The 21,617-nt window shown below is 70.3% G+C and carries 17 protein-coding genes; 7 read left to right on the top strand and 10 right to left on the bottom strand.

The window, feature by feature from the left end; genetic code table 11:
• Positions 1-3 precede the first annotated feature (3 nt).
• From ACWGO0_RS34500 to ACWGO0_RS34470, 7 genes are all read right to left on the bottom strand, one after another.
• On the bottom strand, positions 4-1,032 hold the full coding sequence (locus ACWGO0_RS34500) for an NAD-dependent epimerase/dehydratase family protein (protein WP_453543955.1): 1,029 nt from the start codon (positions 1,030-1,032) through the stop codon (positions 4-6).
• 6 nt (positions 1,033-1,038) lie between these two features.
• Positions 1,039-1,989, bottom strand: coding sequence for a carbohydrate ABC transporter permease (locus ACWGO0_RS34495; protein WP_453543953.1), 951 nt, complete (start codon positions 1,987-1,989; stop codon positions 1,039-1,041).
• A 2-nt stretch (positions 1,990-1,991) separates the two neighbouring features.
• On the bottom strand, positions 1,992-2,897 hold the full coding sequence (locus ACWGO0_RS34490) for a carbohydrate ABC transporter permease (RefSeq protein ID WP_453543951.1): 906 nt from the start codon (positions 2,895-2,897) through the stop codon (positions 1,992-1,994).
• A 101-nt stretch (positions 2,898-2,998) separates the two neighbouring features.
• Positions 2,999-4,252 carry an ABC transporter substrate-binding protein gene (locus ACWGO0_RS34485; RefSeq protein ID WP_453543949.1) on the bottom strand — a complete coding sequence of 418 codons (1,254 nt, stop codon included), beginning with the start codon at positions 4,250-4,252 and terminating at the stop codon, positions 2,999-3,001.
• A gap of 46 nt (positions 4,253-4,298) precedes the next feature.
• Complete coding sequence (locus ACWGO0_RS34480) at positions 4,299-5,555, bottom strand: Gfo/Idh/MocA family protein (RefSeq protein ID WP_453543948.1); 1,257 nt, start codon at positions 5,553-5,555, stop codon at positions 4,299-4,301.
• Positions 5,556-5,598: 43 nt separating this feature from the next.
• Positions 5,599-7,755 carry a peptidase C14 gene (locus ACWGO0_RS34475; protein WP_453543946.1) on the bottom strand — a complete coding sequence of 719 codons (2,157 nt, stop codon included), beginning with the start codon at positions 7,753-7,755 and terminating at the stop codon, positions 5,599-5,601.
• Between the two features lie 208 nt (positions 7,756-7,963).
• A complete protein-coding gene (locus ACWGO0_RS34470) occupies positions 7,964-8,821 on the bottom strand; it encodes an IclR family transcriptional regulator (RefSeq protein WP_453543944.1) in 858 nt (285 codons plus the stop codon).
• Between the two features lie 253 nt (positions 8,822-9,074).
• Between ACWGO0_RS34470 and ACWGO0_RS34465 the strand changes: the two genes are divergently transcribed.
• The 6 genes from ACWGO0_RS34465 (at position 9,075) to ACWGO0_RS34440 (ending at position 16,577) form a co-directional block, all read left to right on the top strand.
• Positions 9,075-10,445, top strand: coding sequence for an aspartate aminotransferase family protein (locus tag ACWGO0_RS34465; protein ID WP_453543942.1), 1,371 nt, complete (start codon positions 9,075-9,077; stop codon positions 10,443-10,445).
• Positions 10,445-11,632: a mandelate racemase/muconate lactonizing enzyme family protein gene (locus ACWGO0_RS34460; protein ID WP_453543940.1), complete on the top strand. Its 1,188-nt coding sequence runs from the start codon at positions 10,445-10,447 to the stop codon at positions 11,630-11,632. Before ACWGO0_RS34465 ends, ACWGO0_RS34460 begins: the two co-directional genes overlap by 1 nt.
• On the top strand, positions 11,629-12,474 hold the full coding sequence (locus tag ACWGO0_RS34455) for an amidohydrolase family protein (protein ID WP_453543938.1): 846 nt from the start codon (positions 11,629-11,631) through the stop codon (positions 12,472-12,474). Before ACWGO0_RS34460 ends, ACWGO0_RS34455 begins: the two co-directional genes overlap by 4 nt.
• Before the next feature lie 150 nt (positions 12,475-12,624).
• Positions 12,625-13,464, top strand: coding sequence for an SDR family NAD(P)-dependent oxidoreductase (locus ACWGO0_RS34450; protein WP_453543936.1), 840 nt, complete (start codon positions 12,625-12,627; stop codon positions 13,462-13,464).
• 54 nt (positions 13,465-13,518) lie between these two features.
• Positions 13,519-15,654 (top strand): peptidase C14, encoded by a 2,136-nt coding sequence (locus ACWGO0_RS34445; RefSeq protein ID WP_453543934.1) that lies wholly within the window; start codon positions 13,519-13,521, stop codon positions 15,652-15,654.
• A complete protein-coding gene (locus ACWGO0_RS34440; protein WP_453543932.1) occupies positions 15,651-16,577 on the top strand; it encodes a GNAT family N-acetyltransferase in 927 nt (308 codons plus the stop codon). The genes ACWGO0_RS34445 and ACWGO0_RS34440 overlap by 4 nt, the downstream gene beginning before the upstream one ends.
• A gap of 10 nt (positions 16,578-16,587) precedes the next feature.
• Here the strand turns inward: ACWGO0_RS34440 and ACWGO0_RS34435 are convergent, their stop codons facing one another.
• The 3 genes from ACWGO0_RS34435 to ACWGO0_RS34425 all read right to left on the bottom strand — a co-directional run bounded on the left by ACWGO0_RS34435 (position 16,588) and on the right by ACWGO0_RS34425 (position 20,189).
• Entirely contained in the window at positions 16,588-17,286 is a 699-nt protein-coding gene (locus ACWGO0_RS34435) for a DUF5995 family protein (protein ID WP_453543930.1), read from the bottom strand.
• A 113-nt stretch (positions 17,287-17,399) separates the two neighbouring features.
• The gene (locus ACWGO0_RS34430) at positions 17,400-18,794 is read right to left on the bottom strand and encodes a uracil-xanthine permease family protein (RefSeq protein WP_453543928.1); all 1,395 of its coding nucleotides are present in this window, start codon (positions 18,792-18,794) and stop codon (positions 17,400-17,402) included.
• 159 nt (positions 18,795-18,953) lie between these two features.
• On the bottom strand, positions 18,954-20,189 hold the full coding sequence (locus ACWGO0_RS34425; RefSeq protein ID WP_453543926.1) for an MFS transporter: 1,236 nt from the start codon (positions 20,187-20,189) through the stop codon (positions 18,954-18,956).
• Between the two features lie 139 nt (positions 20,190-20,328).
• Between ACWGO0_RS34425 and ACWGO0_RS34420 the strand changes: the two genes are divergently transcribed.
• Positions 20,329-21,525 carry an ROK family protein gene (locus tag ACWGO0_RS34420; protein ID WP_453543924.1) on the top strand — a complete coding sequence of 399 codons (1,197 nt, stop codon included), beginning with the start codon at positions 20,329-20,331 and terminating at the stop codon, positions 21,523-21,525.
• Positions 21,526-21,617 lie beyond the last annotated feature (92 nt).

Here is a 21,617-nt window from a genome sequence, read left to right as displayed (position 1 = left end):
GGATCAGAACCTTCCGTCACGGACCTGGAACTTGGTGGGTTTGCCGGACAGTGGCAGCCCCCGGCGCAGCCAGTCGGCCTGCCACCCGACGAGCGTGCGCAGGGCGACGTCCGGGTATCCGAAGAGAGCATGGCAGCGGCTCGCGTCGGAGAGCAGCGCGGTCGGGGACTCCGTCCCCACGAACACCGGCTCCCGGTCGAACTCCTCGCCGAACCACTGGGCGAGGCGCCGGACCGAAGCGGTCTCGGGGCCGGTCAGATTCAGCGTGAACGGCTCGCCGTCGGTGGCGTGGAGCAGGCTGCGCAGGGCTACCTCGTTCGCGTACCCCTGCCACACCACGTTGGCGTGACCGGTCGTCACATCGACGGGCTCGCCCGACTGTACGCGCGCGGCGATGTCGGCGAGGACGCCGTAGCGCAGATCCACCGCGTAGTTGAGCCGGATCGCGGCGACCTTCGTGCCCAGGGTCAGTGCGGCGTGGCCGAAGATCCGCTCGCGGCCCAGGCACGACATGGCGTACTCGCCGACCGGGCCCACCGGGTCGCTCTCCGTACAGCCGCCCGAGGAGACGGGCACCAGCGGATACACGTTCCCGGTGGAGAACGCGGCGATCCGGGAGCCGGACCAGCGGCGCGCCACCCGGTCCGGCATCGCGGCGTTCACCGCCCACGCCTGCGAAGGCGCCCCGGCCGAACCGAACTTGGCGCCGACCATGAAGACGACATTGCCCGCGTCGGGCAGCCCGGCCAGATCGGCGCCCGGGTCCATCAGGTCGAAGGCGACGGTACGGACCCCGGCGGCCTCCAGGTCGTCGGCCGCCGCCTTGTCGGACCAGCGGGACACCGCGTACACGGTGACATCGGCGCGGTCCGCGGCGTCCAGCGCCCGGCGGGCGAGCCGGCACAGGCTCGGCCCCATCTTGCCGCCCGCGCCGAGCACGAGCAGATCGCCCTCCAGGCGGGCGAGGTCCGCGATGAGCGCGGGGGAGGGGGTGGCGAGCCGCTCTTCGAGCGCGGCCTCATCGGTGAACATGCGTGACTATCCCTTGATTCCGGACGCGGTGACGCCCTCGGTGAAGTAGCGCTGGCCCACCAGGTAGGCGGCGAAGATGGGCACGAATGCGATGACGGAGCCGGAGAGCACCACATTGAGCGGCACGTTCTGCTGCTGGAGCGAGGCGATGCCGACCGTCAGGGTGCGCATATCGGTGGACTGGCCGATGATCAGCGGCCACAGGAAGTCGTTCCAGTGCCACAGGAAGACGAAGACGCCGAGCGTGGCGAGGATCGGCTTCAGCAGCGGCAGCACGATCCGGTAGAAGATCTGCCACTCGCTGCACCCGTCGAGACGGGCCGCCTCGAAGAGCTCGTCGGGCAGCCCCTGGATGAACTGCCGCATCAGGAACACGGCTTGGGCGTTGGCGAGGGTCGGCACGATCATGCCCCAGTACGTGTCGACCCCGCCCATCTTCGCGATCATCGCGAAGGTCGGGATCATCGTGACGTGGTACGGGACCATGACCATCGACAGGAACGACCAGAACATGGCCTCCCGGCCCGGGAAACGCTTCTTGGCGAACGCGTACCCGGCGAGCGAGGCGAGCAGCAGCACACCCACGACCGAAACGACCGAGTAGATCACGGTGTTGAACAGCCAGCGCGGTACGTCCTGGGCGTTCATGACACTGTCGTACGCCTCGCCGGTCACCGGCCACGGCAGCAGACTTCCGGGGAACTCGACCGCGGCCGACGGCTTCAGGGACAGCACGACCATCGCGTAGAACGGGAAGACCGTCACGATCGCCGCCACCGTCAGCAGTACGCCCCGGGCGATCCGGCCCGCCGGGGTGGCCCGCATCCCGTGCGGCACGGTGTCCTGCTCGGCCTGCTTGCGCAGCCGGCGTTCCGCGCGGCGCGCGGCCCGGTCGGGCGCCGAGGGCGCCTCGGGTGACTTGTCGACAACGGGGGTCTCTGCGGGTGCTGCGGTCATGGTCACTGGTCCTTCCCGATCACGAGCCGCTGGACCACGGCGACCACCACGGTCAGCACGAAGAGCGCGACACCGATGGCGGAGGCGTAGCCGAGGTCGAAGTACTTGAAGCCCGCGTCGTAGAGCTGGAAGACGAGCGTGTAACTGGCATTGGCGGGGCCGCCGCCCGTCATGGTGTAGACGGCGTCGAACACCTGGAACGAGGCCGTCGTCTCGATCACGGCCAGGAAGAAGAGCGCCGGCCTGAGCTGCGGCAGCACGATGAACCGGAACCGCTGCCAGGGACCCGCGCCGTCGGTGAGTGCCGCCTCCTCCAACTCCCGCGGGATGTCCTGCATACGGGCGAGCAGGATCAGCATCCCGTACCCGAAACGGGACCAGACACCGACGATCGCGAGCGCGGGCAGCACCAGCAGATCGTCGGAGAGCCAGGAGCCCTCGGAGAGCCCGAGCCATCCCATCAGCGTGGACCACGGGCCACCGGTCGAGAAGATCCAGACGAAGACGGTGGCGGCCAGCACCAGCGACGTGACGACCGGCAGGAAGAAGACCGAACGGAAGAACTTGGCACCACGGAACGCGCGACGGGTGATCAGCGCCAGCGATACGGAGGCGATCAGGGTGCCCGGCACCGCGAGCACCGTGTACAGGACGGTGACCTTCAGCGCCTGCCAGAACAGCGGGTCTTCCCAGAGGCGCGTGAAGTTGTCGAGGCCGATGAAGCTGCCGCCGCCGGTGAGCGAGTAGTCGGTGAAGCTCATCAGCACGCCTGCGACACCGGGGCCGAAACGGAAGGCGAGGAAGAGCAGGAAGCAGGGGAGGACGAAGAGCAGGCCGATCTTGGCCTCGCGGCGCGCCTGCGGCCCGCTGCGACGGCCCCGGCGGGTGGGTTCCGCGACGACTGCCACGGGGATCTCCTTGCGGGACGAGGGAATGGCGAGGGAATTGCGGGGTGAGCCGGGCCCGTCCGGCGTACGGGTGCGAATCCGTCGCCGGACGGGCCCAGGCGTCAGCGGCCGAGCATCGCGTCTGCGGCCTTGGCCGAGTCGTCGAGAGCCTGCTGCGGGGACTTCTTGCCCAGCAGCGCCGCCTGGATCTCCGGTGCCAGCAGGCCCATGACCTCGCGGGACTTGTCCTCCAGCGGACCCACGGTCATGCTCGGCAGGGTTGCGCCGACCGCCTTCTGAAGGGCGTCGCCGGGGTAGAGGTCGCCACCCGACTCACGGGCCGGGAAGTAGCCCGCGCCCGTCTGAAGACCGGCCGAGTTCTTCGACTCGGAGAGGAAGTTGATCCAGTCGCCGGTGTTCTTCTTGTCGGCGCCCTTGAGCATCGACACGGCGCCGACCGTTCCGTAACCGATCGACTCGGTGTCCTTCAGCGGCGGCTGCACGACGATGTTCTCCTTGCCCCAGAAGGGCTCGACATCGGCCGGGGTGTTCTGCCACGTACAGGCGACCTTGCCCTTGGCGACCGGCGTCTGCTCCAGCTTCGGCGTGGTCGTGATCAGGTCCTTGTCGGTGTACCCGCCGTCGACCAGCTTCTTGAGGTACGTCAGTGCCTTCACGCCCGCCGCGTCGTTGAACGCGACCTTCTTGCCGTCCTCGGAGAAGACGTCGCCGCCCGCCTGCCACAGCAGCGGGTAGAAGGTCATGTTCAGCGTCTGGAGGGTGTCGCCGTTGTGGCTGGTGGCGTAGAAGCCCTTCTCCTTCAGCTTCGGGGCCAGCGCCTCCAGCTCCGCCCAGCTCGTCGGGTACGCCGTCTCACCGATGGCCTCGAACACCCGCTTGTCGCAGATCAGCGGGTTGGCGCTGGTCAGCACAGGGGTGCCGAGCACCTTTCCGTCGTACGTCACCGACTCCATGGCGAAGTCCGTGTAGTCGGCCTTGGCCGCCGCCGGCATGAAGTCGTCGGCGGGCAGGATGCTCTTCGCGTACTTCGGGAGCTGGTCCGGCACCAGGTAGACGGCGTCCGGGCCCTTGCCCGACGCGATCGCGGTGGCCAGAGCGGTGTCACGGTTGGCCCACGGGAAGGTCTCCACCTTGACCTTCACACCGGAGTGGGTCTTCTCGAACTCCTTGACCAGACCGTCCCAGTACGACTGGTTCTTGGCCTCGTCGAAGATGACCGGGTAGGTCCACATCGTGACGGTGTTCTCGTCGTCACCGCTTCCGCAGCCCGCCAGGACACCCGAGGCGAGCGCGGTGACGAGGACGGGGGCGGCAATGCGGCGCACTCTTGAACGGCGCTTCAGGACACGGGACATGAGGGGTCCTCCGAGGACGTGAGGGTGGTGCCGGGAAGAGGGGGGTTCATGCGACGGGCACCGACTGGACGGTGCCCGTGTGACGGGCGCGTTCGGCGGCGAAGGCCGCGAGATGGCTGCCGAGGGAGGTGGCCGGACCCGAGCGGACAGCGCCCGGGTCACCGGTGGCGACCGCGGTGACGAACGCCTCCACGAGCGCGGCGTCCCCGCCGCCGTGCCCGTCGGCCGCGTTCGATCCGGACTCGCCGAGTTCGTGGACGGTGGTCTCACCCGTCCGGAAGTCCTGCACGGTGACCCGTTCACCGTCACCGCGCAGCCAGCCGTGCGAGCCGAAGATCCGGGTCTGGCGGTGGGTCTGCTCGGTGAACGCCACCATCTGGAAGGTCGCGGTCACCCCGCCGGTCAGCTGCATCGCGAGGACCTGGTGATCGACCACGTCGTTGTCACTCCGGTACGCGCACACGCCGTACGGCCCCTCGCGCAGCGCCGCCACGAGTCCGGCCTCGTCGGTCGCCTCGGTGACATGGGTGACCGGCCAGACCGCGCCCTTGTCGCGCAGCGTCGGCATGTAGAGCTTCAGCGCGCTGTACGGGCACGCGGACTCCACCGCGCAGTCGAGACAGCGGTCCGCCGAACCGGCGGGGGCGTTCTCCGGACGGAAGTGCTTCAGACCGCCGAAGCCGGTGACCTGCTCGATCCGCCCGCCCATGACGTACGTGATCCAGTCCAGGTCGTGGCAGGACTTGGCCAGCAGCATCGGCGAGGAGTCCTTCTCGCTGCGCCACGGTCCACGCACATAGCTGTGGGCGTAGTGCCACCAGCCGACCGGTTCGAGATGGTCGATGGAGACCAGCTGGCCGAGGACACCCGAGTCCACCACGCCCTTCACCAGATCGGTGTACGGGGTGTACCGCATGACATGGCACACGGCGAAGAGCACTCCGGCCCGCTCGACACCCTCGACGATCCGCCGGGTCTCGTCCTCCGTCGGGGCGAGCGGCTTCTCGGCGAGGATCGCGTAACCGGCCTCGGCCAGGGCCAGTACGGGCTCCACATGGAAGCGGTCCTGGGTGGCGACGACGACGGCGTCGGCGATGCGGTTCTCCACGAGCGGACGCCAGTCGTCGAACTCGACCGGGGCACCCGCCGCGGCGCGCGCGGCGGGGCGCGGATCGGCGACCGCGACGAGCTCGGCACGCTCCGGGTTGGCCTTGATCCACTCGGCGTACGTCAGACCGCGGTTGCCGGCGCCGACGAGCGCGACCCGTACGGGCCGGCCGGTGATCGGGGTATGGGTGGGCACGGGGATTCCCTGGTGATCAGTGGGCGGGGTGGGTCAGGGGTGGTCAGAACCGCAGCGTGGCGGCGGTGTGGGCGACGCGGTCGCCCTCGTCCGGCAGCGCGGTGCGCTCGGTGCCGTTCTCGACGCAGCCGGTGTGCAGCAGATGGCTGTCGCCTGTGAACGCCGTGGGCCGCAGTTCGAGCCGGCCGCCGTTGAAGGTGGCGCCCGTCGCCCGGTAGCGGTTGACGCCCTCGGTGAGCAGGACGTGGACGGTGCCCTTCGGGGCGGTCGAGTCGATTCCGGTCAGCTGCCAGTCGACGGCCCGCCCCGCGCCGGTACGGGAGAGAAGGGCGCCGGCCTTGTTGGTGCCGGTCAGCCGGGTCCCGTCGACGCGCAGTCGCTGGTCCTTCGCCGAGGTCAGCTTCAGCCCGGTGCCGCGCAGCTCGCCGCCGAGGACGGTGATGTCGGAGTGCGCCAGCGAGACGGGCGCGGGCGCGGTGTCCTCGGAACCGGTCAGGACGCACTGGTCGAGTACGAGGGGGCCGGTGCCGTTGAACACGGCGCCGTCGACGCCCTTGAGAGCGGTCCTGTGCAGGGTGACCGGGGCGGACACGTTCGCCTGGGTGATCTCGGCGCCCGCCGCGAAGGCGAACGAGGAGTCGGCGATCACATTGGGCCGGGCGGAGAGGTCCGAGGCCCGCGAGACGATCAGAGGACCGCTCGCCGTGCACCCCCGGAGCTGGACACCGTCGGCGTTGACCCAGAGCATCCCGGAGCCGGCGAGCGACTTCTTCCCGATGACCAGGACGTCCTCCAGCGTCAGATCGGTGATCTTGACGCGGGCCACGAACCAGGAGCAGGAGTGTCTGCGTACGGTGATGCGCTTCGCCCTGCCGCCCCAGGTGGCGCCCGAGTTGGCGAACGTCATCAGCCCGGAGTTGCCGGTGTAGACGAGGTCGTGCTCGAACTGGCCGTGTGTGACGAAGGGGCCCTGGTCGTCACCGTCGCCGTGGCAGTTGGTGACGTAGCAGTAGGCGGAGGCCGTGAAGTCGTTGAGATGGCGGGCGTTGGAGGTGTGACAGTCCTCGACGTGCCCGTACAGACAGTAGATCTGCTGGGTGAGATAGCCCGCGCCGCCGTAGGTGACGGACTTCGGGTTGGTGAGCGAGCACTGCTCGGTGCGGAAGTACGTGCACCAGCGGCGCATCACCACGGGCCAGAACGTTCCGACGGCCTCGATCCCGGAGACGTCGCAGCGCACCGCGTACTCGTACGCGACCGGGTGCGAGCCGGTCATCTCGTCCTCGCCCCAGCCCTCGAAGACCATGTTGCGCACATGCGCGCGCTCCACGGGCTCGACCCGCGTCCAGGTCAGGGTGCGGCCCGCGGCCAGGTCCCAGCCGACCTTGTAGTTGACCCGGATGTGCGTCGCGCCCACCACATCGGTCACCTGGACGAGGCGCTGGATCTCCTTCTCGTACTTCCCCGACAGGGCGTTGATCTCCACCGCCCACCACTGGCCCTCGGCGAACTTCTCCGCGTCGCCGACCTCGAAGAGATCGGAGAGGTCGGGCATCGGGGCACCGAGGGTGTGGGTGTGGACGGTGGCGGTGGTGGTGCCGCGGAAGGAGAGGACGGCGCCGAAGGGGTTGTCGTGGGTGTTTTTCTCGATGCCTGTGGTGTGGACGCGGTGGCCGCCGAAGTCGAGTTCGATGTTGGAGCGGTCGAAGAGGTGGCGTTTGGTGAGGAGGAGGTCGGTGTGGGCTTCGATGCGGTGGATGGTGGGGTCGTTGATCATCGCGTCGAGTGCGGTGTCGGCGGGGTGTTCGGCGTCGAGGTGGCCGAAGGCGCGGAAGTCGACGGTGCCGGTGTGGAGTTGGTGCCAGCGGCCGGTCTCGTCGCTTTTCGGGGCGATGACGGTGCCGCCGTTGTGCGGGGCGTCGGATGCGCGGTCCCAGCGCAGGGTCATGGTGCCGCCGTCGCCGGGGGTGTGGTAGCCGGCGATCAGGACGGTGGTTCCGTCCGCGAGCGGGCTGGTGTTGAGCGCCCGCAGTGCGGCGACGGTGTCGACGTGCTGGACGTCGGTGGCGTGGGCGGGGGCGGCGTGTGCGCCGGTGGTGGTCACGGCCGTACCGGCCACGACCAGACCGGCCAGACCCGAAGCCCGCAGCAGACTACGGCGGGTGGACGGCACGGGGGTGGGGTGCTGCGGAACGCTCATGCGGACTTCGCCTTCCGAGAAGTGCCGAAAGTGAGGGAGCGTTCCTGCGGTGGACTGCCATGAGGCGGATGGCTCAAAAGGGTTCGGCCGTCGGATGTTCACGACGCGGTGGGCAGGCGTCGGAAGCGGGCCGAAAAGGATGAAAACCCGGTGACGTGTGGATGTCAGCGCGGTTGGCAGGGAACCTACGGCGGGTTGAGCCGATCGGTCAAGACCTGATTCCGTCGGAATCCTGGGCGGGCTCGGCAGCGGCTTCGTCCGCAGCGTCGTCGACCCAGCCCAGCGAAACGCTGATCCTGCGCGCCGCGTCCCGTACCTGACCACCGAGTTCCTGGTAGCGCCAGGCCGGCAGGCCGAGCTTGAGACCGGTGATGCTCACCGCCCCGGCACAGACCGACCGGTCGTCGAAGACCGGCGCCCCGATGCAGATGATGCCCTCGGCGTCCTCCTCGTCGTCCAAGGCGTAGCCGACCCGGGCGATGTCGCGCAGATGGGACAGGAAGGTGGCCGGGTCGGTGATGGTCCGCGCCGTGCGGCGGGGCAGCCCGAACCGCTCGACGACCGCCGCGGCCTCGCTCTGCGGCACCGCGGAGAGCAGCGCCTTGCCGAGCCCCGTGCAGTGCGGCAGTTCGCGCTGGCCCATGCGCAGATCGAGCCGGACGCGCTGGTCGAGCTCGACCTGGTCCACGACGACCGCGTGGCCGTCCTCGGGCACGGCGAGCCGGGATGCCATGCCGGTGATCTTGGTGAGGTCGCGCAGGACGGGGTGTGCGACCCCCCGCAGGGACACCTGGGAGCGCGCCCGGTCGCCGAGCCTGGCCAGGCTCATGCCGAGCCGGTAGCGGCGGTTCATGCCTTCGCCATCGTCCGAGACGAGGCCGTACGCGCGCAGGGTCTGGAGCATGCCGAAGGCCGCGCTCTTGGAGATGGAGCACGCCTGACCGACCTCGGTGACGCTCAGGCCGTTCCCCTGGGAGGGGGCCGCGAGCGCTTCGAGGATGTCCGCTGCCCGGGCCACGCTCTTGACCCAGTACTTCGGCTCTTCTGGGGCAGCACTGTTCGTCATAGCAGAACAGCCTAGTGCCTTCACGGGGTTGAGTGGCGCTTTCGCGGGCCGAAACGGTGCTCTCGCGGGCCGAAAGGGGTTGACCGGCCTCAGGGGCGGACGTAATATCGGGCACTGTTCTGCTCTACAGAACAGCGTTTTGAAAAATGACTCACCTCTTCCTGCGGCGACTGCCGGGCGGATGGCGCCAGGGACTCACGGGCCGGGCAGGGCCTGTGAAAACCGACGACTCTCGACGCAAGGAGCAAGCACCATGAGTTCAGGCCCGGTAGGCAACGATTCCGGAGCCCGACTCGCCGAGCGCGCCCGCCAGGTCGTTCCCGGCGGCGTGAACAGCGGTCAGCGCAGCGTTCCGGGACTGACCGACCTGGTCGTCACCGGGACCGACGGCGCACGGTTCCGTACCGCCGACGGACGCGAGTACACCGACTTCCACTCCGCGTTCGGCCCGCCGCTGCTCGGCCACAACGACCCCGACGTGGCCCGCGCCACCGCCGAGGCCGGAGCCACCCTCGGCCACATGGGCGTCGGTGTCACCGAGGGCGAAGTCCTCCTCGCCGAACAGCTCACCGAGCTGATCCCGTCGGTCGAGAAGGTCCTGCTCACCAGTACCGGCAGCGAGGCCACGTTCCACGCTTTGCGCGTCTCCCGCGCCGCGACCGGCCGCCGCCTCGTGGTCAAGTTCCAGGGCTGCTACCACGGTTGGCACGACTCGGTCAGCCTCAACGTGATCTCCGCCCCGGAACACGTCGGCAGCCATGACCCGATCTCGACGGGCATCCTCCCCGAAGTCCTCGAAGCCACCCTCGTCCTGCCGTTCAACGACAGCGAGGCCGTCCGCCGCACCTTCGCCGAGCACGGCTCCGACATCGCCGCCGTCATCGTCGAACCCGTCCCGCACAACGTCGGTGCCCTCCTCCCGTACCAGGAGTTCCTCACCACGCTCCGCGAGGAGACCACCAGGGCCGGCAGCGTCCTGATCTTCGACGAGGTCATCACCGGCTTCCGCCACGACATCGGCGGCTGGCAGAAGATCTCCGGCATCACTCCCGACCTCACCACCCTCGGCAAGGCCATCGCCAACGGCGCCCCCGTCGGCGCGATCGGTGGCCGCGCCGACCTGATGGACCTCTTCTCCACCCGCCCCGGCGCCCCGGCCTTCTTCGCCGGTACGTACAACGGCCATCCGTCGGTCGTCGCCGCCGCCCTCGCCACGCTCCGCAAGCTCCGCGAGGAGCCGGTCCACGACCATGTCTTCCGCCTCGGCGACCGGGTCCGTACCGAACTGACCGGACTGTACGAGCGCCTCGGTGTTCCCGCCGTCGTCACCGGTTACGGCTCCGTCTTCGTCACCTACTTCATGCCGGGGGAGACCCCCCGTACCTACGCCGACCTGCTGAACAACGACGCCTCGCTGTTCGTCGGATACCGCCGCAAGCTCCTCGACCACGGCCTGTTCGAGCTGCCGCTCAACCTCAAGCGCAGCCACATCAGCTACGCCCACACCGACGCCGACGTGGACCGCCTCGTCGAGGGCACGGAGGCAGCCGTCAAGGCGGTGCTCGCCGGGGGCGGCGCCCGCGATCTGGAGAACACCTCGACCATGGGTGGAGCGACCCGCTGATGCTTACCGTCAACCGCACCCGCCCGGCAGGCCCCGCCGGCCGCATCACCCGGGTCGAGACCCTGATGCTCGGCACCTCCTGGCGCGACTTCGGATACGTACGTGCCCACACCGACGAGGGCCTCTCCGGCATCGGTGAGATCACCCACCCCTACCGGGTCCGTGAGGTCTGCGCCCTCACCGAGGCGATCGCGCAGCGCCACCTGATCGGCGCCGACCCCTTCGACATCGAGGAGCTGTGGCTCCGCGTCTACCAGGGCGACTTCCTGCGCGGCGGCGACATGGGCGGCGTAGCCCTGTCCGGCCTCGACCAGGCGATGTACGACCTCATGGGCAAGGCGCTCGGCGTGCCCGCGTACCGCCTGACCGGCGGCGCCTGCCGCGACAGCGTCCGCGTCTACGCCAACGGCTGGTACACCGGCGAACGCGAACCGGAGACCTTCGCGCAGAAGGCGCGCGAGACCGTCGCCAAGGGCTTCACCGCCCTCAAGTTCGACCCGTTCGGACCCGGCCTCCACGAGCTGGAGCGCGCCGAACTGCGCCGCTCCATCGACCTCGTGGCCGCCGTCCGAGAAGCCATCGGACCGGACGTCGACCTCTTCATCGAGGGCCACGCCCGCTTCGCCATGCCGACCGCCGCCCGGCTGGTGCGCGAGCTGGAGCCCTTCGACATCGGCTGGTTCGAGGAGCCGATGCCCTGGACCCACATCGAGCGGTACGCGGAACTGCGGCAGCGCGCGGCCTTCCCGATCTCCGGCGGCGAACACTTCCACAACCGCTACGAGTACAAGCAGCTCTTCGCCACGAACGCCGTCGACATCATCCAGCCGGATCTCTCCATGGCCGGCGGCTTCACCGAAGTACGGAAGCTGGCGGCGATCGCCGATACGCACGGCATGCTCGTCGCCCCGCACAACTCCAACTCGCCGCTCTGCACCACCGTCTCCGTACACGCGACCCTCGGAATCCCCAACTTCAAGATCCTCGAAACCTTCGACGGGCTCCTGGAGCCGTACGTCTTCGACGCCCTGAAGGGCACTCTGCCGATCACCGACGGGCACATCGGTCTGCCGACCGCCCCCGGCCTCGGCGTCGAACTCGTCGACGAGGTCTTCGAGGAACACCCGCCCAGCCACCGCTTCTGGAACATGTTCGCGGACGGCTGGGAGAAGCGGAACCGCACATGATCGTCGACGTCCACTCGCACCTCTTCCGGCACAGCCACGACTTCACCGACCCGTTCAGGTCCGACTCCGCCCGCGCCCACGCGGGCGAGGTCGACCTGACGGTGAAGTGGGAGGAGTACGCGGCCACCGCCCCGCCGGACACCCGCACGATCGTGGTCGGCGGCAAGGCCCGCCGCAGCGGCCTCTGGGTCGACGACGCCGCCGTCGCCGCCTACGTCGGACAGCACCCGGACCGGCTCATCGGCTACCTCGCGCTCGACCCCACCCAGCCCGGCTGGCAGGAGGAACTCCGCTACGGCCACCAGGAGCTCGGTCTGCGCGGCATCAAACTGATGCCGATGTACGCGGGGTTCGACCCGGCCGCCGAGGAGTACGACGAGCTGTACGGCTACGCGGAACGGCACGGCCTGCCGCTCCTCGTCCACACCGGCACCACCTTCGTGTCGAACGCCCCGCTGGAATGGGCGATGCCGCGCCACCTCGACGCGGTCGCCATCCGCCACCCGGAACTGCGGATGGTCCTCGCCCACCTGGGACACCCCTTCGAGGGCGAGTGCATCGCCGTCATCCGCAAGCACCCGCACGTGTACGCGGACATCAGCGCCCTGCACTACCGGCCGTTCCAGCTCTGGCACAGCCTCCGGCTCGTCCAGGACTACGGGGTCTTCGACAAGGTGATGTTCGGCAGCGACTACCCGTTCACGACGGTCGACGAGTCGGTGAGGGGTCTGCGGGAGATCGCCCGCATCCCCGGCATCCCCGGTCTGCCACCGCTGGACATCGACGCCGTGGAGGAGATCATCCACCGGCCGTCGCTGGACCTGCTGGGCCTCAACGGCTGACCCGACCCCCCCCAAAGACCTGCTGGACGACCCCGGCGGGGCCGTCCCCCGGCCACGCCGCAGTCCAGCAGCAGGGCCGCCGCATCTCCGCCCCCCGGTCGGTGCGGCGGCCCACCTCTCCGTACCGTTCCGCCTGGAGGAATGACCGCCATGACCGCAGCCGTCCCGCCCCGTGGCACCGACCGCTTCGACCTGACCGGCCGCACCGCGGTCGTCACCGGAGCCGCCCGCGGCCTCGGCCGGTCCTTCGCCGTCGGCCTCGCAGGGGCGGGCGCCGACGTGGTCCTCGTCGACCTGCCGGGCGCCGACGGCATCGCCGAGACCGCGGCGGCCGTCGAGGCGCTGGGCCGCAGGTCGTGGACGTACGGCCAGGACCTCGCCGACATCGAGGCGCTGGCGGGCTTCGCCGACCGGGTACGCGCCGAGACCGGACCGCTGCACATCCTGGTCAACAACGCGGGCACGGCCGCACTCGAACGCTTCAACGAGATCACGCCCGCCGGCTGGTCGCGCATCATGCGGGTCAACGTCGACGCGGTCTTCTTCCTCAGCCAGCGCGTCGCCGAACACATGACGGCCGACGGCGTGGCCGGCCGCATCATCACCATCAGCTCGAAGAACGCCCTGGTCGCCGAAGCGGGCCTGGCCCACTACAACGCGTCCAAGGCCGCCGCCCAGCTCCTCACCGAGACTCTGGCCATCGAGCTGGCCCCGCACGGCATCACCGCCAACACCCTGGCCCCCGGCATGGTCGAGACCCCCATCGACGGCGAATTCCCCTTCGACCGGGAGGCGTTCGAGTCCGCGTACCGCGAGCGCATTCCGCTCGGCCGCTACGCACAGCCCGACGAGTGTGTGGGCGCGCTGCTGCTCCTGGCCTCGGACGCGGGGGCGTACATGACCGGTGCGCGCATCGTCGTCGACGGCGGGATCCTGGCCGACCAGATGCCCCGTATGCGCTTCATGCCGCCGTACCGCAACTCCATCTGACGCCACCGAGCACGCCACCGAGCACCCATCGACTACGCGAGGAGCACCTCCGTCATGTCCGTTCCTGCATCGTCACGCCGTGGTCTCCTGCGGGCTTCGGGTCTGGCCGGTCTGGTCGTGGCCGGTACGGCCGTGACCACCACCGGCGCACACGCCGCCCCCGCCCACGCCACCGACGTCCAGCACGTCGACACCGTCGCCGCACTGCGGGCGCTCAACACCAGCCCGCTCGCGGACGGAACCACCGTCCTGATCGCCGGCTACCACACCCCCGGCGACGGCGGCACCATGACCGTCCGCTGGGACAAGGAGTCCGACACCCCGCACAACGGCGGCACCGTCATCGCACCGAAAAACAACGCGACCGGCCGCTGGCACCAACTCCACACCGGCACCCTCGACTTCCGCACCTTCGGCCACCTCGACGCCGAACACCCCGCCGACACCGCACTCGACGCGATGATCAACGACCCCACCATCCACCGCATCGAAGCCCACACCGACCTCCTCCTCACCAAACGCCACCTCTTCGACCGCTCCAACATCGAACTCGACTTCGGCGGCCACCACGTCCACACCACAGGCATCGAGAAAAACACCCACGACAACCCCTTCGGCGCCGTCCTCTCCTTCCGCGGCACCACCACCGACACCACCGTCGAGCACGCACTCTCCGACAAGGTCATCGAACTCACCGACACCTTCCCGGTCCCGGACGCCAAGGCGTTCGAGGTGGGCCAGTGGTGGGCCGTCCAGGTGGCCCCCGTCGCGGGCGGCGGCGCAGACGAGCGCGAACTCCAGAAGCTGGTCGAGATCACCGAGATCATCGACGCCACGCACATCCGGATCGGCTACCTCAACGGCTGGGAACTCGCCGCAGGGCGCAAGCTGACCTGGACCCGTATCGAGCCGGTACGCAACGCCCACGTCCGCAACATGCTCTTCGAGGGCGCGGGCGACGACGAGTACACCGGCTCGCACCCCGTCTCCTACGAGTACGCGGTGGACTGTGACGTCTCCGGGATCCATGCGACGGGCAGCTTCTGGCCGGTCATCATGCGGCGCTGGTGCACCCGCTTCCGTACCGAACAGTGCTCACTGAAGAACCCGCCCACCGTCCACTACGGCGGCGCGGGCTATCTCACCCAGCAGATCTACTGCCTGTACGGCCACATCGCCGACTGCACCACCAGCAACGTCCGCCACCTCAACGACCTCACGGCCTCCGCGTACTGCGTCGTCACCAACTGCCACGGCGACGGTGACGACGCGGGCGGCAACCCGTTCACCACCCATGGCCAGTACGAGCACGATCTCCTCTTCGACGGCAACTCCGGGCTGATGGACATCGCCAACTCCGGTGCGCAGTGGGGTGTTTCCGCCAAGCGGATCACTGTACGCAGACATGTCTGCTCCTGGTTCACCGCCAATACGAAGATCACCGATCTGACGCTCGAAGACATCACGGTGATCGCCCGCCCGACCTTCGACCAGGCAGGCACGCTGACCGTCAACGCGGACGGCGCTCAGGTGCGCGGCTGCACCGCGAAGACCTTCGCCGTCGCCCAGCGCTCGGCACGCTCCATCCGGCCGACCGTGATCAGCGACTGTTCCTTCGAACCGCCCGCGGGCGCCGTGCTCGTCCAGACCCCGGTCACCGCCCCGGTCCACTTCGTGCGCTGCACGTTCAAGGGCGTCGACGGCGTCATCCTGCGCGGGCCGGGCCCGGTGCACTTCACGGACTGCACCGTCACCGGCGCCGAGAACGCGGCCCCGCTCTCGGTGGGTTCGGCCGAGCTCCGGATCGACGGCGGTACGTACGAGGGCACGGGCATCGAGCTCAGTGCCGTACGCGACCAGCACCTCACCGTCACCTCCGGCACCAGGGTCAGCGGCTCCAACAGGGCGAACGCGCTCCTCGGCCGCGCTGCCGGGCCCGGCACGGTCACCTGGGACCTCTCGGCCCTCACCAGCAGCACCGAGGACGCGGGCACCGCCCACATCCGGATCGCCGACGGACGCAACCACTACGCGGCGACGGGCAGCCGCTTCACCGGTGGCACGCTCCATCTCGCCCCCGCCGCCATGGACTCGGCCCTGCACACGTCCTGCGTCGAGCGTGGAACCAGGCGCACCGCGATGCCGGAGAGCGGCGCATCGGCCCGCACGGACGGGAACCTGACCCTGTGAGCACCGACGTCCGCACGGCCGTCCCCGCGGACGAACCCGACCTGCACGCACTGTGGCGGCTCTGCTTCGACGCCCCGCAGATCCCCGCCGTGTACGCCCTCGACCCCGACCGCCACCGCCGTACCTTCGTCGCCGAGAGCGACGGCCGGATCGACGCCGTCGTGGTCTACGTACCGCGTCTGATCCGCGACGCGCAGGGTGTCCCGCAGCTGGTCGGCGGCATCGGCAGCGTCGCCACCCGGCCTTCGGCGCGCGGCCGCGGCCTGGTGCGGCGGCTGCTCACCGAGGCCGTGCGGACGATGACGGCGGACGGCTGCGCGTGGTCGCTGCTGTTCACCGGCACACCGGGCGTCTACCGGAGTTCGGGATGGCGGGAGTTCCGCAGTACGTACGATGAGGGGGCGCTCGCGCAGGCCCCCGCCCCGGGGGTGTTCCGTGTGCGCGCAGCCACGGCTGCCGACACCGGCGCGGTGGCCGCCCTGCACACCGCGCACAACGCGACCCGGCCCCTGAGCTCGCTGCGGGGCCCCGAGGACTGGGCCGTACGGGTCCCCGCCTGGTACGGGCCGCTTGACCGCTCGCTCGTGGCCGAGCGCCCCGGATCGGGGGAGATCGCCGGCTGGCTCGTGGCCCAGCGGGTGGGGGAGTGCATGGAGGTACGCGAGTTCGCGGGCGCTCCCGAGTGCCTGGACGACCTGTTCGCGGCGGTCGCCGCACAGGGGCGCGAGTCGGGTGCGGTCCGCGTCCGCGTCCGGTTGCCGGACATGCCCGATGCCGGACCGGCGCTGGGGAGCCTGCTGCTGAACGCCCGGACGCACGAGGAACACGTGGGCATGGCCCGGCCCCTTATGGCCACGCCCGACGCCGTCCTGGCCACGGTCACCGCACCGGGGGCCGTCCACTGGTACGGCGACTGCTTCTGATGAAGGCGCGTCAACGGCAGGGGGTGAGCAGACAGCGCCCCACCAGCCCGGCGCCCGTGTCCAGCCGCTCCCTGAACTCCTCGGCGAGCAGCGGGAATCCGCGCAGCTCCCACAGCACGCGGGCCGCCGACCAGGCGGCTTCGCGGGCCCGTTCCAGATTCCAGGACCCCACCAGGTGGATGAGCGGGTCCGTGACCTCCAGCAGATCGGGCCCCGGAACCAGGTCCTCGAAGACGCGTTCCTCCATCATCACGAGGAGATCGCCGACCCCGTCGAACTCCTCCTCCAGGTCGCAGGGGTCGCAGCCGCGCGCATGGCACGCGTCCACCACGGCGAGCGCGAGGTCATGGCCGAGGTGCGCGTTCATGCCCGCCAGGGCGAACTGCGCCGGGCGTACACCGGGGTGCCGCCGGTACTGGAACAGCGGACGCCAGCACGCGGGCGGGCGCAGCCCCGCCGCCGCGGTGTCGACAGCCGTCAGATAGCGCTCGGCGAACAGGACGTCCAGCGTGTCCGGGCCGGTGCCGCACCCGCTCCGGCGACCGCCGAGGGTCTCCGTCGCCGTCAGATAGACCTGGTTGAAGACCGCGATGCCGTCGTGGGGCGGCCAATCGGAGCGGAGGGCACGCATCCGCCCGATCACCGCGGGAACGTCCGCCGTCACGGTGCCGGGTCCTGCCGGGTCTGCGTACTGCTCGAACTGCGCCATGCGGGCAGCGTCCCAGTCCCGGGCCGGCCGTGGCGGCGACCGGCCGGGGGTTCATCGGAACGGGCGAAGATACGCCCCGTACGCCTCGGTCCGACCGCTTGGACCGACCGGACTCAGTCCTTCGGACCGGACCCGTCCGCGTCGTACGTGGAGGTGCCCGAGTCCAGCAGGGGCTCCTGGGTCTTGAGGTGGGCCGGTGCGAAGGCCCGCAGCACGTGGTAGCCGGTGATCACGACGATGGTGCCGAGCGCGATACCGCTCAGCTCGAAGTTGTCGGTGATCTTCAGGCTGACCCCGCCGACGCCGATGATGATGCCCGCAGCGGCCGGCACGAGGTTGAGCGGGTTACGCAGATCGACCTTGGCGTTCGTCCAGATCTGGGCGCCGAGGAGGCCGATCATGCCGTACAGGATGACGGTGATGCCGCCGAGCACGCCGCCGGGGATCGCGGCGACGACCGCACCGAACTTGGGGCACAGACCGAAGAGCAGGGCGAAACAGGCGGCGGCCCAGTAGGCGGCGGTGGAGTAGACCCGCGTCGCGGCCATCACGCCGATGTTCTCGGAGTACGTGGTGTTCGGCGGGCCGCCCACCGCGGTGGACAGCATGGAGGCGGCGCCGTCGGCCGCGATGGCGGTGCCCAGCTTGTCGTCGAGCGAGTCACCGGTCATCTCGCCGACGGCCTTCACATGGCCGGCGTTCTCGGCGACCAGCGCGATCACCACGGGCAGGGCCACCAGGATCGCGGACCACTCGAAGGCGGGGGCGTGGAAGGACGGGAGCCCGATCCAGTCGGCGTGCGAGACGGCGGAGAGGTCCAGCCGCCAGTGGTCGACGGCCTCGGGGCCGCCCGCCGGTGAGTGGATCTTCCCGAAGATCCGGTCGAGTGCCCAGGACAGCACGTAACCGAAGACCAGACCGAGGAAGATCGCGATCCGGGAGAAGAATCCGCGCAGGCAGACCACGGACAGTCCGGTGAACAGCATCACCAGGAGTGCCGTCCACTGGTCCTGCGGCCAGTACGTCGACGCCGTGACGGGCGCCAGGTTGAAACCGATCAGCATGACGACCGCACCGGTCACCACGGGCGGCATCGCCGCGTGGATGATCCGCGCACCGAACCGCTGCACCGCGAGACCCACCAGGAACAGCACGGCGCCCACCACGAGAACCGCGCCCGTGACGGTCGCACTGCTGCCGCCGCTCGCCCGGATCGTCGCGGCGACGCCGACGAAGGAGAGCGAGCACCCGAGATAGCTGGGCACCCTGCCCTTCGTCGCCAGCAGGAAGATCACCGTCGCGACACCGGACATCATGATCGCGAGGTTCGGGTCCAGGCCCATCAGCACCGGAGCGACGAACGACGCACCGAACATGGCCACCACGTGCTGGGCACCGAGGCCGAACGTACGGGGCCATGAGAGCCGCTCGTCGGGGCGCACCACGGCCCCGGGTGCGGGAGTCTTCCCGTCGCCGTGCAAGGTCCAGCGCACGCCGAGGCCGCCCATGATTGCTCCCTGTGTGTCCGTGCGGAGTGTTCACCGCGCATATCCCGTGCGGAGTGTTCTCCCGCGGAAAAGATCAGCGCCATGCTAATGCCGCAGGCCACGGCTACCGCGCAGCGCCCCGGGTGCCGGGGCCGCACCACGGCCCCGGCACCGCAGGTCTCAGATCCCGGTCCCGGTCCCGGCCTTCGCCGGTGACGGTCCGGGGACGCCGCCGCCCGTGGGCGTGCGGTCGGCCCCGCGGAGCACGCCCGCACCGAGGACCAGGCCGAAGGCCAGCACCGTCACCAGGCCGAACGACACGATCAGCGAGGTCGCCTCCGCCAGCGAGCCGATGAGGGAGGGGGCGATCAGCCCGGAGGTGTACGTGATGGTGGCGACGCCCGCGATGGCCTGACTCGGGTTGGGGCCGCTGCGCCCCGCCGCGGCGAATGCCAGCGGGACGACGACGGCGACGCCGAGGCCGAGCAGTCCGAAGCCGCACATCGCGAGCGCCGCGTTCGGTGCCAGCACCACGAGCAGCCCGCCCACCGTCGCCAGCCCACCGCCGACCCTGACGGTCCTCACCGCGCCGAACCGGTCCACGACCTTGTCACCGGCGATCCTGGCCACGGCCATCATCAGGGCGAACGCCGTCGTGGACGCTGCGGCCAGTCCGGCGGAACTGCCCATGATGTCCCTGAGATAGACCGCCGACCAGTCCAGGCTGGCCCCCTCGGCGAACACCGCGCAGAAGCCCACAGCGCCGATGATCAGCGCCGACTTCGGCGGCAGCGTGAAGCGCGGCGGTGGCTCCTCGTCCACCTCGCTGCGCAGGTCGAGCACCCCCTGACAGGCGATCAGTCCGAGTGCCGTGAGCACGAGGGCGGCGATGGTGTGGTGCAGCCTGGCATCCGTGCCGAGGTGGGCGGCGACGGTGCCCGCCGCCGAACCGAGCAGCGCGCCGACGCTCCACATCCCGTGCAGCCCGGACATGATCGACTTGTCGAGCCGGTTCTCCACCTCGACGCCGAGCGCGTTCATCGCCACGTCCGACATCCCGGCCGTCGCTCCGTACACGAAGAGCGCCGCGCAGAGCGTCACCAGACTCGGGGCGAGGGCCGGGAGGATCAGCGCCAGCGTCCAGAGCACCAGCAGTCCGCGCAGCGCGGTCCTGGCACCGAAGCGGTGGCTGATCCGGCCCGCCAGGGGCATGGCGAGCGAAGCGCCGATGGCCGGAAAGGCGAGGGCGAGGCCGAGCTGACCCGCGCTCACCGAGGCGTGGTCCTGGATCCAGGGCACCCGGGTGGCGAAGCTGCCGGTCACCGCGCCGTGCACGGTGAAGACCGCGGCGACCGCGATCCTGGCCCGCCTCACCTGCTCCTTGCCGAAAGCCGTGCTGGTGGAATCCGTCGTCATACCGCCTTGCCCTCCCGTGGACAGTGTGGGCCACCGAGGTCCCGATGGTCTTCGCCACAACGCTGGCGGTAAACTATCAGGAACCCTGCCTGATAAATAGACGGCCCGTTACGGGCAACGGATCTGGAAGGATCTCGGCATGCCCGCATCACCGAGCACCGCCCGGGCCATCAACGACCGGCTCGCCCTGGAACTGCTCCAGCAGGACGGCCCCTTGACGGCCACGCAGCTGAAAGCACTGACCGGACTCTCCCGCCCCACGGTCGCCGACCTCGTCGAGCGCCTCCAGGGGGCCGGGCTGATCCGGGTCGTCGGCGAGAGCGGCGCGGAGCGGCGCGGGCCCAACGCCAGGCTGTACGGGATCGTCGCCGACCGCGCGCACCTCGCGGCCCTGGACGTGCGCACCGACAGCGTCGCCGTGGTCGTCGCCGACCTCCTGGGGGTGACGCTCGCCGAGGACACCCTGCCCATCGACGGCAGGGCCGGCACGGAGCCCGCGATCGAGCAGGCCGTCGCGCTGCTGGAACGCACGGCGCGCACGGCGGGCACCGCCCCCCTGCACAGTGTCGGGATCGGCGCCCCCGGGCTGATCGACCCGGTCACCGGGGAACTCCGCGACACCGCCAAGCTGCCCGCCTGGCACCGCGGTCTGGTCGCCGCACTCCAGCAGCGGCTGCCCGCCACCGTGCTCGTGGAGAACGAGACCAACCTCGCCGCCGTCGCGGAACTGCGCGTCGGCGCGGCCCGCGACCGCGACACCTTCGTCCTGCTCTGGCTCGGCCACGGCATCGGCGCCGCCGTCATGCTGGACGGCAAGCTGCGCCGCGGGGCCTCCGGCGGCGCGGGCGAGCTCGGCTTCCTGCCCGTGCCCGGGGCGACAGGGCTGCCCTCGGCCATCAGCTGCGACGGCGGATTCCACTCCCTGACGGGCTCGGCCGCCGTCTGCGAACTGGCCGCCGAGTACGGCCTTCCGGCGCAGGCTCCGACAGGCGCGCCGGGCGGCGAACAGGACCCGGCCGCGGTCCACGCGGTGCACGCCGCGCTCGCGGGCGCCGCCAACGGCGACGCCTTCCTGGACGTACTCGCCGACCGCATCGCGCTCGGGGCCGCCGCGGTGGTCTCGGTGCTTGACCCGGGCTGTCTGCTCCTGGCGGGCGAGGTGGGTCACGCGGGCGGCGAGGCTCTGGCCTCGCGGGTCGAGGAGCGGCTGGCCAGGATGTCGCCGCTGCCCACGGAGGTCAGGGCGGGGGCTCTCGGCGGAGCCGCGGTGCTGCGAGGGGCGCTGTTGGTGGCCCGTGAGGCCGCCCAGGACGTCCTGTTCGCCCCGGGAGGCTGACGCGGGCCCAGGGCGTGTCCGGCGGATCAGGCCGGACGGACCCTGGGCCCGCACCCGCACATGGCCGTGCGGTGACCGGGGGCGTTCCGGTC

Source organism: Streptomyces sp. NPDC055749, assembly GCF_053617235.1.
The sequence above is the reverse complement of the archived record's forward strand: the minus strand, read 5'-3'. Positions and strand labels throughout refer to the sequence as shown.